At 71.3% G+C, this 11781-nt stretch carries 12 protein-coding genes; 10 read left to right on the top strand and 2 right to left on the bottom strand.

Features of this window, described 5'->3' with window-relative positions; all coding sequences use genetic code 11:
• Positions 1-90 precede the first annotated feature (90 nt).
• Entirely contained in the window at positions 91-696 is a 606-nt protein-coding gene (locus M1L60_RS40400) for a hypothetical protein (protein WP_253242882.1), read from the top strand.
• Positions 697-784: 88 nt separating this feature from the next.
• Positions 785-1207, top strand: a complete 423-nt coding sequence (locus M1L60_RS40395) for a restriction system modified-DNA reader domain-containing protein (protein WP_253242881.1) — start codon at positions 785-787, stop codon at positions 1205-1207.
• A gap of 40 nt (positions 1208-1247) precedes the next feature.
• On the opposite strand, the gene M1L60_RS40390 is transcribed toward M1L60_RS40395, so the two are convergent.
• Both M1L60_RS40390 and M1L60_RS40385 read right to left on the bottom strand, forming a co-directional pair.
• Positions 1248-1889, bottom strand: a complete 642-nt coding sequence (locus M1L60_RS40390) for a hypothetical protein (protein WP_253242880.1) — start codon at positions 1887-1889, stop codon at positions 1248-1250.
• Positions 1889-2299, bottom strand: a complete 411-nt coding sequence (locus tag M1L60_RS40385) for a TIGR03618 family F420-dependent PPOX class oxidoreductase (RefSeq protein WP_253242879.1) — start codon at positions 2297-2299, stop codon at positions 1889-1891. Before M1L60_RS40385 ends, M1L60_RS40390 begins: the two co-directional genes overlap by 1 nt.
• Before the next feature lie 25 nt (positions 2300-2324).
• Here M1L60_RS40385 and M1L60_RS40380 point away from each other — a divergent pair, with 25 nt between their 5' ends.
• The 8 genes from M1L60_RS40380 to M1L60_RS40350 are packed head-to-tail and all read left to right on the top strand — an operon-like array spanning position 2325 to position 11667.
• Positions 2325-3068: an IclR family transcriptional regulator gene (locus M1L60_RS40380; RefSeq protein ID WP_253242878.1), complete on the top strand. Its 744-nt coding sequence runs from the start codon at positions 2325-2327 to the stop codon at positions 3066-3068.
• A 49-nt stretch (positions 3069-3117) separates the two neighbouring features.
• Positions 3118-3888: a 2-keto-4-pentenoate hydratase gene (locus M1L60_RS40375; protein WP_253242877.1), complete on the top strand. Its 771-nt coding sequence runs from the start codon at positions 3118-3120 to the stop codon at positions 3886-3888.
• Entirely contained in the window at positions 3888-4808 is a 921-nt protein-coding gene (locus M1L60_RS40370) for an acetaldehyde dehydrogenase (acetylating) (protein WP_253242876.1), read from the top strand. The genes M1L60_RS40375 and M1L60_RS40370 overlap by 1 nt, the downstream gene beginning before the upstream one ends.
• Positions 4805-5803, top strand: coding sequence for a 4-hydroxy-2-oxovalerate aldolase (gene dmpG, locus M1L60_RS40365; protein ID WP_253242875.1), 999 nt, complete (start codon positions 4805-4807; stop codon positions 5801-5803). The genes M1L60_RS40370 and dmpG overlap by 4 nt, the downstream gene beginning before the upstream one ends.
• 10 nt (positions 5804-5813) lie before the next feature.
• Positions 5814-7982, top strand: a complete 2169-nt coding sequence (locus M1L60_RS40360) for a helix-turn-helix domain-containing protein (protein ID WP_253242874.1) — start codon at positions 5814-5816, stop codon at positions 7980-7982.
• Complete coding sequence (locus M1L60_RS40355; RefSeq protein ID WP_253242873.1) at positions 7979-10114, top strand: tetratricopeptide repeat protein; 2136 nt, start codon at positions 7979-7981, stop codon at positions 10112-10114. The genes M1L60_RS40360 and M1L60_RS40355 overlap by 4 nt, the downstream gene beginning before the upstream one ends.
• Before the next feature lie 13 nt (positions 10115-10127).
• Positions 10128-10379: a hypothetical protein gene (locus M1L60_RS48420; RefSeq protein ID WP_369077256.1), complete on the top strand. Its 252-nt coding sequence runs from the start codon at positions 10128-10130 to the stop codon at positions 10377-10379.
• Positions 10291-11667, top strand: coding sequence for a S28 family serine protease (locus tag M1L60_RS40350; RefSeq protein WP_253242872.1), 1377 nt, complete (start codon positions 10291-10293; stop codon positions 11665-11667). Before M1L60_RS48420 ends, M1L60_RS40350 begins: the two co-directional genes overlap by 89 nt.
• Positions 11668-11781: the final 114 nt, after the last annotated feature.

Below are 11781 nucleotides of genomic sequence, written 5' to 3'. Positions count from 1 at the left end.
GGATAGTTGCCCCGTACGGGTGGCTCTTTGGTCTTTCTTTGGCGGCCTCCTCCAGTCTGTTCGCACAGGTCAGACAAGGAGAGACAGCACATGCTCAGCGCTCGACGGACCGCCTCGGCCCTGGTGGCCGCCATCGCGATCACGACCCTCGCCGCGTGCAGCGACGACATCACCGGGGAAGGCCCCGGCCCGATCTACGACACCGGCCCGCCCGGAAGCGAGATCTCCGACGAGTTCGAGGCCACCCTGGGCCCGAAGATCACCCTCGAGTTCGACATCACCGGCGCCGTCACGGTCAAGGGCAAGGCCACCGCGACCGCCCCGTCCGGCGGCCGGGGCCCGCTGAAGACGTGCGCGGAGTACGCCCAGGGCAGCGCCGAGCGGTACACGGTGGCCGGCGAGCTCGACGAACCAGTCGGCGCCGTCGGTGTCGCCATGGACATGTTCATCTCCGGCTACGCCGGCCCCGGCCCGTACCCCAAGAACCAGCTCGCCGGGGCATCCGGCCCGAGCCCGTACATCGCGGTCGAGGACGCGATCTACAGCAACTGGTCCGAGGGCGCCACCGCCCGAGCCAGCACCGACAGCAAGGGCGGCGGCTCGTGGACCTTCACCAACGTGAAGAACCGGCACGAGGCCAGCGCCCCCGACGACACCATCAGCGGCACGGTGACCTGGACCTGCCGCAAGCGGTAGTCCCCTCCTCGGAAATTCTCCGATTGACAGAAAATCTCTAGCCGTACAGAATCTGAGAGGGCAGAGATAGGTGATCTCAGGAGGAACCGTGCGCCGCATCGAAATCGACGACGAGGTCTATGCGCATCTGGAGAACAACGTCAAAGGGTTCGAGCAGCCGAACGACGTCCTGCGGCGTCTGCTGCTCGACCCGCCGCCCTCAGGTGCGGGTGCCGTGAACGAGGCCCCCACCGCGGGCCCGCGCAGCCCAGGACGGCTCCGGTCGCTTCTCGACAACGGGAAGGTGGCGGCGGGTGACATCGTGCGGCACAGCCAGGTGCGGAAGGGGCGCACGTTCACGGCCGTGATCGAGGACGATGGCTGGATCAAGACGGACAAGGGCAGCTACCGGGAGCCTTCTCCGGCTCTCGGTGACCTGGTCGAGACGTCTATCGACGGGTGGGCCTACTGGATCCACGAGCCGACCAAGAAGTCGCTGCGGACCCTGCGCTCGGAGATCGGAGGCGTCTGACCGTCGAGCCGGGCCGGATGAGCCGAACGGGGCTGGGGGCTCAGCCGCTGACGTCGTGGCCGAGCGCGCCGCCGCGGTCGCCGAGCGCCTCGAGCAGGGTGAACACCGGATCGGTGGGGGACAGGCCGAGGGCGCGCAGCGTGGGCACGAAGTCGTGCAGGGTGGCGTTGCGGCCGAGGAACTCGCGCTCACCGACGCAGCATTCGGCGGCCACGGCCTCGTACAGCCAATAGAGCATGTCGGGGCCGAACTCGCCCGCCTGTTCGTGCAGCAGGCAGCGCGTCCGTTCCGGGCAGGTGACCGACGCGCAGCGCAGCTGGCCCCATTTCGCGGCTGTGGGCGGCTCCACCGTCGTGCGTTTGTGGCGCAGGTCGTCCATCAGGCGGCGGGTCTCTTCCCGGCGGCCGGTGCGGGCCCACGCGTCGCGGTTGGCAGGGCGTGGACCCAGATGGCGCAGGTCGTCGCCGAGAAAGGTGCAGTGGCGGGACCAGTCGGCGGGCCGCTCGCGCAGCTCCTCGACCAGGTCGCGCCACTCGTCCTCGAAGTGTTCGCCGAGGCGGCGGCACACGCCCTCGAACCACGGGGTCGGGCCGGCCCCGCCGACCACTTCGAGCAGGCGGGGCACCACCTCGGCGCGGTAGCGGTCGTAGTCGAAGACGTAGATCTCGGCGTCGGCGCCCATCAGGCGTTGCGCAGCTTGCCCCACACGTGCCAGTGGGTGATCTCGACGTGGGCGGCGACCCGGGGGCTCTCGCGGTTGGCGTAGGGCTGGCCGCCGTAGTGGCGGGAGAGGCGGTCGATCTCGCGCAGGCCCTCGTCGGGGACGATCGAGACGACGTTGCCCTGCAGGCTGACGTGGGTGTACCAGTCGTCCTGGGCCAGCACCGTGAGCGAGATGCGCGGGTCCCGCTCCATGTGCTTGATGCGGGCGCGCTTGGCGTCCAGCCCGAGCAGGATGCGGCCGTCGTCCTCGAGGATGTACCAGGTGGCGACGCTGACCGGGCGGCCGTCCTTGGCCACCGTGGCCATCACGGCCGGGTTCGGCAGGCGCAACATGTCGATGACCGGCTGGGGCATGGGAGTCGTAGACATGGGCTCCACCCTAGGCTTGGTCGGTATGACGGTGATCGCCAAGGTGTCGGCCATCCTCGGCGCCTTCGGTGCCGACGACCGTGGCCTCGGGTTCGCCGAGCTGCAACGGCGTACGGGCCTGGCCAAGGCGACGCTGCACCGGCTGACCGGCGAGATGGTCGAGGCCCGCCTGCTCGATCGGGCCGGCGACGGCAAGTTCCACCTCAGCGGCTACCTGTTCGCGCTCGGCATGCGGGCCTCGGTCGAGCGCAGCCTGATCGAGGTGGCCACGCCGTTTCTCGAGGACCTCTACGAACGTACGCACGAGACTGTGCATCTGGGTCTGCGGGAGGGCGCCGAGGTCGTCTACGTGGCCAAGATCGGCGGCCACCGGCAGGCCCGGGCGCCCTCGCGGCTCGGCGGGCGGATGCCGCTGCACGCCACGGCCATCGGCAAGGCGTTGCTGGCGTTCGCGCCGGATCCCGTACGGGCCGAGGTCCTCGCAGCGCCGCTGGCCCGCCTCGCGCCGCGGACCGTGACGTCGGCGCTGATCCTGCGCAAGCAGCTCGACGAGGCGGCCGAGACGCGAGTGACCTTCGAGGCCGAGGAGTCGGCGGTCGGCATCGTCTGCGTCGGCGCCCCGGTGCTCGACCCCGACGACGTGGCCGTGGCCGCCATCAGCGTGGCCGGACCGGCCACCCGGTTCCGCCCCCAGCAGCACGCCGGGTCGGTCAAGGCGGCCGCGGCCGGCATCGCGGCCACGCTGGCCCGGCGAAAAAGTTCCGGCTAGCGGAACTCTTCGGTAGGCCGCGCGGGCCCGGATCAGGCATCGTCGGGGCATGACCACTCCCGCGGCGCAACGCCTGCTCGACGCGCAGCGCACCAAGACCCCGTGCCCGCCCGTCCGTGACCTCATCGGCGCCGACGACATCGAGGCCGCGTACGCCGTCCAGCGCGAACAGACCGAGCTGCGGCTGCGCACGGCCCGGATCGTCGGCCACAAGGTCGGCCTGACCTCGCCCGCCGTGCAGAAGCAGCTCGGCGTCGACCAGCCCGACTTCGGGGTGCTGTTCGACGACATGGACGTCAGCGCGCTCGACCCCATTCCGGTCGGCGGCCTGCTGCAGCCGCGGATCGAGGCCGAGGTCGCTTTCCTGTTGCGGGCCGACCTGACCGGCGACTTCACGCCGGACGACGTCTGGAACGCGGTCGACGAGATGGCGCCCGCGCTCGAGATCGTCGACAGCCGCATCGCCGGCTGGGACATCAGCATCGCCGACACGATCGCCGACAACGCCTCCAGCGCCCTGTTCGTGCTGGGCGACGCGCGGGTGCGGCTCGACACGCTGCGGCCGGTCGACGTGCAGATGGAGATGAGCGTGGACGGCGAGGTCGTCTCCAAGGGGTCGGGCGCGGCCTGCCTGGGTGACCCCCTGGCGGCGCTGGCCTGGCTGGCCGCGGCCGCCCGCGACCACGGCGACCCGCTGCGGGCGGGCCAGGTGGTGCTGTCGGGCGCGCTCGGGCCGATGGTCCCGGTGGTGCCGGGCATGGAGGTCACGGCCACGTTGACCGGGCTGGGCACGGTCGCGGCCAACTTCGGGGAGGTCTGATGCGTACGAAGGTCGCCGTCATCGGTTCGGGCAACATCGGCACCGATCTGATGATCAAGGTGCTGCGCCTCTCGGAGAAGCTCGAGATCGTGGCCATGGTCGGCATCGACCCGGCCTCGGACGGGCTGGCCCGCGCGGCCCGGCTCGGCGTCGCCACCACGGCCGAAGGAGTCGACGGGCTGATCGAGATGCCCGGCTTCGACGAGATCGGGATCGTCTTCGACGCCACCTCGGCCGGGGCCCACGTGGCCAATGCGGCCAAGCTTGACCCGTACGGGAAGATTCTGATCGATCTGACCCCGGCCGCCATCGGGCCGTTCGTGGTGCCCGCGGTCAACCTCGACCTGCAGGCCGGGGTGCGCAACATCAACATGGTCACCTGCGGCGGCCAGGCCACGATCCCGATCGTCGCCGCCGTCTCGCGGGTCGCCCCGGTCCCGTACGCGGAGATCGTCGCCTCGATCGCGTCGAAGTCCGCCGGTCCGGGCACCCGGGCCAACATCGACGAGTTCACCGAGACGACGGCCCATGCCATCGAGAAGGTGGGCGGGGCCGGTCGGGGCAAGGCGCTGATCGTGCTCAACCCGGCCGAGCCGCCGCTGATCATGCGCGACACCGTGTTGTGCCTGGTCGACGCGCCCGCCGCCGAGACGCGCGAGCAGATCAAGGCCTCGATCGAAGAGATGGTAAAGGTCGTCTCCGGGTACGTCCCGGGTTACCGGCTCAAGCAGCAGGTGCAGATCAACCCGATCCCCGAGGACCAGCCGGTGCACACACTGGCCGGGTCGGCCGCGGCCACCCATCAGGTGTCGGTCTTCCTGGAGGTCGAGGGGGCCGCTCACTACCTTCCGGCGTACGCCGGGAATCTCGACATCATGACTTCGGCGGCCATTGCCGCGGCGGAGAGGCTGGCGGCATGACCAAGGTGTTTGTGCAGGATGTGACGTTGCGGGACGGGATGCACGCTGTCCGGCACCGGATGCAGCTCGACTCCGTGGCCAAGATCGTCTCGGCCCTGGACGCGGCCGGGGTCGACGGCATCGAGGTCTCGCACGGCGACGGACTGGCCGGCGGCAGCCTCACGTACGGGCCGGGCTCGCACACCGACTGGGAGTGGCTCGAGGTCGCGGCGGCCAACATCAAGCGGGCCCGCCTGACCACGCTGCTGCTGCCCGGCATCGGCACTATTTCCGAGCTCAAGAAGGCGTACGAGCTGGGGGTGCGCTCGGTCCGGGTCGCCACCCACTGCACCGAGGCCGACGTGGCCGCGCAGCACATCGCCACCGCCCGCGAGCTGGGCATGGACGTCAGCGGCTTCCTGATGATGAGCCACATGGCGCCCGCCCCCAAGCTGGCTGAGCAGGCGAAACTCATGGAGTCGTACGGCGCCCACTGCGTCTACGTCACCGACTCCGGCGGCCGGCTGATGATGGACGGCGTCCGCGAGCGGGTCCGCGCCTATCGCGAGGTGCTCGACCCCGAGACCGAGATCGGCATCCACGCCCACGAGAACCTGTCGCTGTCGGTGGCCAACTCGATGGTCGCCGTCGAGGAGGGCGTCTACCGGGTCGACGCCTCGCTGGCCGGGCAGGGGGCCGGGGCCGGCAACTGCCCGATCGAGCCGTTCATCGCCGTGGCCGACCTGCAAGGGTGGGAGCACGGCTGCGACCTGTTCGCGCTGCAGGACGCGGCCGAGGACCTCGTGCGCCCGCTGCAGGACAGGCCGGTCCGGGTCGACCGCGAGACGCTGACCCTCGGGTACGCGGGCGTCTACAGCTCGTTCCTGCGGCACGCCGAGGTGGCGGCCGAGCGCTACGGCGTCGATGTGCGCGATCTGCTCGTCGAGGTGGGCAAAAGAGGCCTGGTCGGCGGGCAGGAGGACCTGATCGTCGATATCGCCCTCGACCTGGTGTGATCATGGCTGGGTGACCGCGCCGGCAAAACTGAACGACCTGCTCAAAGGCCTACGGCAGCGAGCCGGGCTGACCCTGGAGGGGCTCGAGGAAGCGTCCGGGGTCAGCGTCCGGGCCATCGGCGACCTGGAGCGGGGCCACAGCCGGACGCCGCAGCGGCGCACGATTCTGGCTCTGGCTGACGTGCTGGCGGCGGATGAGGGGGAGCGGCTGGCGTTGCTGGCGGCGGCCCGGGAAAGCCGCCGGCAGCAATCGGGCCCGGCCGGGTTGCCGCGGGTGGCGGGTGACTTCGTCGGGCGTACGGAAGAACTGGCCCGGCTGCGGAAGCTGAGCGGGACGACGCTGATCTGCGGGCCGGCCGGCACCGGGAAGACGACTCTGGCCGTGGAGACGGCGCGATCGTCGGCCGGGTCCTTCCGCGACGGCGTGGTGTTCGCCGGGCTGCGCGGCATGTCGGGCCGGCCCGCGACGACCCAGGAGACGCTGGCCCGCCTGCTGCCCGGTCTGGGCGTCGCGCCCGAGGCCGTGCCGGCCGACCCCGCCGTCCGCCTCGCGCTGTGGCACAAGCTCGTCGCCGAGAAGAAAGCGCTGGTGGTCCTCGACGACGTGGCTGACGAGGACCAGGTGCGGCCGTTGCTCGGGCCGGACGTCGGCGGCGCCCTGCTGCTGACCGGTCGCCGGCGGCTGACCGAGCTGGACGACGTCGCCCGGGTGCCGCTCGCCCCGTTCTCACCGGAGGAGTCCACGGACCTTCTGCGGGCCATCCTCGACGACGGGACCGCGCTCGACGCGGAGACCGCGGCCGAGATCTGCCGGCTCTGTGGGCACCTGCCGCTGGCCGTTCGGGTGGCCGGGAACCGGCTGCGCAGCCGTCCGGCGTGGTCGGCGCGCGACCTGGCCGACCGTCTCGCCGACGAGGAACGCCGCCTGAACCGCCTGGTGGCCGGGGACATCCGGGTCGACGCGGCGTTCGCCCTCTCGTACAGCCAGCTGTCCCCGCCGGCGGCCCAGGTCTTCCGGCGGCTGGCCCTGGTGCCCGGGCCGGACGTCGGCCTGCTGGTAGCCACCGCCGCGGCCGGGTCGCCCGCCGAACAGGTCGAGGACGGGCTGGACGAACTGGTCGAGCTCGGACTGCTCGAGTCGGACGCGGACGACCGGCACCGGTTCCACGACCTGATCCGGCTCTTCGCCCAGCAACGGCTGGCCGACGAGGAACCCGGGGCCGACCCGCAGCAGCTGACGCGGTGGCTGCTCACGACGGCGACAGCAGCGGGCCGGTGGTTCGAGGGCGACGGCACGCCCGACGACCACTTCGCGGACGCCGAGCAGGCGGGCGCCTGGTTGCGGGCGGAAGCGGAGACGTGGCTGGCCGCCCTGCGGAGCGGCGACCCGCGGACGGTCGTCGACGCGGCCGAGGCGATGCACTGGTTCTCCGACTACTGGGCGAACTGGCACGGCTGGGAGGACGTGTTCACCCTCGGCCGCGACGCCGCCCGCACCCTGGGCGACCTCACGATGGAGGCCACCCACACCAACTACCTGTCGTGGGTTCACCTCCACCGCGGGAGCTTCGAGGAGGCCGAACGGTATGCCCTGGCCGGTCTGGCCGTGGCCGAGCGGGCCGGCGACCGGGCGCAGCAGGGGTGGGCCCTGAACTACGCGGCCGCCGCCCTGCGCCACAGCGGAGCCGAGGCCGAGGACTACTTGCGGCGGGCGGTCCCGATCTTCGAGGAGACGGGCGACTGGACCGCGCTGTGCCAGATCCTGTTGAGCCTGAGCATGAACCTGCGCCTCACCGGCCAGATCGACGAGGCTCTGTCCCATCTCGAACGTCTGATGGGCCTCGTCGAGGACGACTCGCGTCCGATCCTGGAGGCGGCGGCCCGCCAACTACCCGCCCTCATCCGGTTCGAGAGGGGCCGGTTGCTGGCGCAGATCGGCCAGATCGACGAAGGGCTGGACAACCTGGGGATCGCGGCCACCCTGTACGCCGACATCGAACAACCGCAGAACGTCGCTCTGACGTTGCATTCGCGGGGTCGAATCCTGCTCAAGGCCGGGCGGGCCGAAGAGGCTCGGATCGCGCTGTCGCAGGCGGAGCAGATGTACGAGGAGCTCGGCCTCGAAATCCGGCTGGCCGAGGTCCGGACCGAGCTGGCCGAGGCCGGGTCGCCCGGATGAGGCTGAACGAGTTGCTGCGGCAGTGGCGGCTGCGGGCCGACCTGACCCTGGAGGCGCTTGAGGAGGCGTCGGGGGTCAGCGTGCGGGCCATCGGCGATCTGGAGCGGGGACACAGCCGGACACCGCAGCGGCGCACCATTCAGGCTTTGGCCGACGTGCTGGTGGCCGACGAGGAGGAACTGCGGGCGTTGCTGGCGGCGGCCCGCGAGCACCGGCGGCAGCGCCCGGGACCGGTCGGGCTGCCGCGGGTCCCGGACGACTTCGTCGGGCGTACGGAGGAGCTGGCGCGACTGCGGAAGCCGAGCGGCACCATGCTGATCAGCGGACCGGCCGGCACCGGGAAGACGATGCTGGCCACGCAGGCCGCCCGGGCGCTGGCCGCGGACTTCCCGGACGGTGTCGTGTTCGCCGGGCTGCGGGGCATGTCAGAACGGTCGGCCTCGACCGACGAGACGGCGTCGCGGATCATGTCGGCGCTGGGCGTGGACGGGCGGCCGGATCCGGTCGCCTACCGGAAGCTGCTCGGTGAGAAGCGGGCGTTGATCGTGCTCGACGACGTGGCCGACGAGGAGCAGGTGCGTCCGCTGCTGGCGCCGGGTGCTCGCAGCATGACGATCCTGACCAGCCGTCGCCGGTTGGCCGGGCTGGCCGAGGTGTCGCAGGTGCAGCTGGGTCTGTTTTCGCCGGAGGAGGCGGCCGAGCTGTTGCGGGCCATCGTGGCCGAGCCCGGCTTCGACGAGGAGGCGGCGGCCGACATCGCCCGGTTGTGCGGTTACCTGCCGCTGGCCATGCGGATCGCCGGCAACCGGTTGCGTAGTCGTCCGGCCTGGTCGGCCCGGGATCTGGCTGATCGGCTGGCTGATGAGCAACGGCGGCTGAACCGGCTGGTGGCCGGCGATGTGCGGGTGGACGCGGCGTTCGCGTTGTCCTATCAGCAGCTGTCGCCGGTCGCCGCCACCGTGTTCCGCCGGCTGGCGCTGGTGCCGGGACCGGACGCGGGCACCGCGCTGGCCGTGGTCGCGGCCGGCCTCCCGGCCGACCAGGTGGAGGACGGGCTGGACGAGCTGGCCGAACTGGGGTTGCTGGAGTCCGGCGACCGGCATCAGTTCCACGATCTGGTGCGGCTGTTCGCGCGGGAACGACTGGCCGAGGAGGAACCCGGGGCTGACCCGCGGGAGCTGTCGGCGTGGTTGCTCGACACGGCAAAGGCGGCCGGTCAGTGGTTCGAGGGCGGCGCGACGCCGGACTTCGCGGACGCGGACGAGGCGGCCGCATGGCTGCGGGCGGAGGCGGAGAACTGGCTGGCCGCGCTGCGTACCGGGGAACCGCGGCCGGTGGTCGACACGGCCGAGGCGATGCACTGGTTCTCGGACTACTGGGCGAACTGGCCCGGCTGGGAGGAGGTCTTCACCCTCGGTCGCGACGCCGCCCACACGCTGGGCGATCTCAGCATGGAGGCGACCCACACCAACTACCTGGCCTGGGTGCACCTCTACCGGTCGGAGCGGGACGAGAGCGTACGCCATGCTCTGGCCGCTCTGGCTCTGGCCGAGCGGGCCGGGGACCGGGCGCAGCAGGGATGGGCGCTGAACTACGCGGCCGCGGCCGAACGTATGCGCACCCCCGAGGCGCATGGCTACCTGCTGCGGGCAGCCCTGATCTTCGAGGAGCTCGGTGACTACAACGCGCTGTGCCAGATTCTGCTCAGCCTGAGCGCGGCCCTGCGCCACGCCGGCCGGGCGGCCGAAGCCGTGCCACACCTCGAACGCCTGCTGCGCATCGCCGACGACCCCACGTCCCCGATGCTGGAAGCGGCGGCCCGCCAGCTGCCGGCCCAGATCCGGTACGAGATGGGCCGGACCCTGGGGGAGACCGGCCGGGTCGACGAGGCGCTCGACCACCTGGACGCCGCCGCCGGGATGTTCGGCAGCAACGGCCAGCCCCAGAACCAGGCCCTGAGCTGGCACGCCCAGGGCATCGTGTTGCTCGGCGCCGGCCGGACCGACGAGGCCCGGACCGTGTTGCGGCGCGCGGAAAGCATGTTCGAGGAGCTCGGTCTCGAGCTGCGGCTCAACGAGGTACGCGCCCGCCTGACCGAGGTCCACACCGACTCGGTGGGGCCCGCCGAATAAGACTGGACGAACGCTGGAAGGGCTGGAGGCGGCGTCCGGGGTCAGCGTGCGAGCGATCGGCGACCTGGAACGCGGGCACAGCACGACACCGCAGCGCCGCACGGTGGTGGCGCTGGTCGATGCCCTCGCGGCGAGAGGTGCGCGCCGAGCTCGCCGAAATGGATTAGCATGCGTCAATGCGTCGACTGCTGGTGGTCCTCGGTTCCGTCGTTGCCCTGCTGCTACCCGCCCACATCGCCTCCGCCGCCGTTTCCACCGCGGATGATCTTCTCGACCGGCTGAAAGCCATTCCCGGGCTCACTGTCGTGTCGGAGAGCCGGCCCACCGGGTACCGGTTCTTCGTGCTCAGCTACCGCCAGCCGGCCGACCACCGGCATCCCGGCCAGGGCACGTACGAGCAGCGGCTGACCCTTCTGCACCGGTCGGCCGACGCGCCGGTCGTGCTGGCCACCGGCGGGTACGGGCTGGCCGCCAACCCGCAGCCCGGGCGCACCGAGCCGACCCGGCTGCTCGACGCCAACCAGGTCTCGGTCGAGCACCGCTTCTTCACCCCGTCGCGGCCCAGCCCCGCCGACTGGTCGGATCTGACCATCTGGCAGGAGGCCAGCGACGAGCACCGGATCGTGACGGCGCTCAAGTCGATCTACGCGACCAAGTGGATCCAGACCGGGGCCAGCAAAGGCGGCATGACGTCGGTCTACCACCGCCGCTTCTATCCGAACGACATCGACGGCGTCGTGGCCTACGTGGCGCCCAACGATTCGCTCAACGACCTCGACGGCGCTTACGACAAGTTTTTCCGTACGGTCGGGGACGCGGCCTGTCGCAGCGCGCTCGACAACGTACAGAAAGAGGCGCTGAAGCGGCGCGACCGCCTGGTGCCCCGGTTGACGGCGGAGGCGGCCGCCCGCGGCTGGACGTTCAACCGCACGATCGGGACGGCCGACCGCTCGTTCGAGATGACAGTGCTCGACACGGTGTGGGCCTTCTGGCAGTACAGCCTGGCCGAGGATTGCGCCGACGTGCCGCCCGCCACGGCCACCGACGACGAGCTCTACAACTGGATCAACGGGGTGGCCGGCTGGAGTTTCTACACCGACCAGGGCCTCGAGTTCTACTGGCCGTACTACTACCAGGCGGCGACCCAGCTCGGCTGGCCGTCGCTGCGCTTCGACCACCTGCGCAACCTGCGGCGCTACCCGGGCCTCTACACGGCCAACTCGTCGCTGCCGCCGGAACTGCGCCGCCCCCACAACCCCCTGCCGATGCTCGACGTCGACCTGTGGGTGCGAACCCTCTCCCAGCGCATGATGTTCATCTACGGCGAGAACGACCCGTGGGGCGCCGAACGCTTCACCCCGAGCCGCCGCGACTCGGCCCTGTACGTCGCCCCGGGCGCCAACCACGGCGCCAACATCTCCCGCCTCACCCCGTCCGAAGCGGCCGCAGCCACCGCCACCCTGCGCCGCTGGGCCGGCGTCCCCGACAGCACCCTCACCCAGCGCCCCGCCGCCGACAACCTGCCTTTCGAAGACATGCTGGAACACCGCTGAGCTGAGCTCGCCTGGGGGCGACTCCCAGACTGAGCCTGCCTGGGGGCGACCCCCAGACCCCACGTTACGGTGGGCGCGCCCGGCGATCCGGTCGCGCCCACGTCGGGCTTGCGG

It is taken from the genome of Paractinoplanes aksuensis, assembly GCF_024137025.1.
GTDB lineage: Bacteria > Actinomycetota > Actinomycetes > Mycobacteriales > Micromonosporaceae > Actinoplanes > Actinoplanes aksuensis.
Note: the sequence above shows the minus strand (reverse complement) of the source record. Positions and strands in the feature narration are given on the sequence as shown.

What these genes read in the sequence shown, in the direction of transcription:
- M1L60_RS40400 (WP_253242882.1), top strand. Translation starts at nt 91, where the DNA reads ATGCTCAGCGCTCGACGGACCGCCTCGGCCCTGGTGGCCGCCATCGCG.
- M1L60_RS40390 (WP_253242880.1), bottom strand. Translation starts at nt 1,889, where the DNA reads ATGGGCGCCGACGCCGAGATCTACGTCTTCGACTACGACCGCTACCGC.
- M1L60_RS40385 (WP_253242879.1), bottom strand. Translation starts at nt 2,299, where the DNA reads ATGTCTACGACTCCCATGCCCCAGCCGGTCATCGACATGTTGCGCCTG.
- M1L60_RS40380 (WP_253242878.1), top strand. Translation starts at nt 2,325, where the DNA reads ATGACGGTGATCGCCAAGGTGTCGGCCATCCTCGGCGCCTTCGGTGCC.
- M1L60_RS40375 (WP_253242877.1), top strand. Translation starts at nt 3,118, where the DNA reads ATGACCACTCCCGCGGCGCAACGCCTGCTCGACGCGCAGCGCACCAAG.
- M1L60_RS40370 (WP_253242876.1), top strand. Translation starts at nt 3,888, where the DNA reads ATGCGTACGAAGGTCGCCGTCATCGGTTCGGGCAACATCGGCACCGAT.
- dmpG (WP_253242875.1), top strand. Translation starts at nt 4,805, where the DNA reads ATGACCAAGGTGTTTGTGCAGGATGTGACGTTGCGGGACGGGATGCAC.
- M1L60_RS40355 (WP_253242873.1), top strand. Translation starts at nt 7,979, where the DNA reads ATGAGGCTGAACGAGTTGCTGCGGCAGTGGCGGCTGCGGGCCGACCTG.
- M1L60_RS40350 (WP_253242872.1), top strand. Translation starts at nt 10,291, where the DNA reads ATGCGTCGACTGCTGGTGGTCCTCGGTTCCGTCGTTGCCCTGCTGCTA.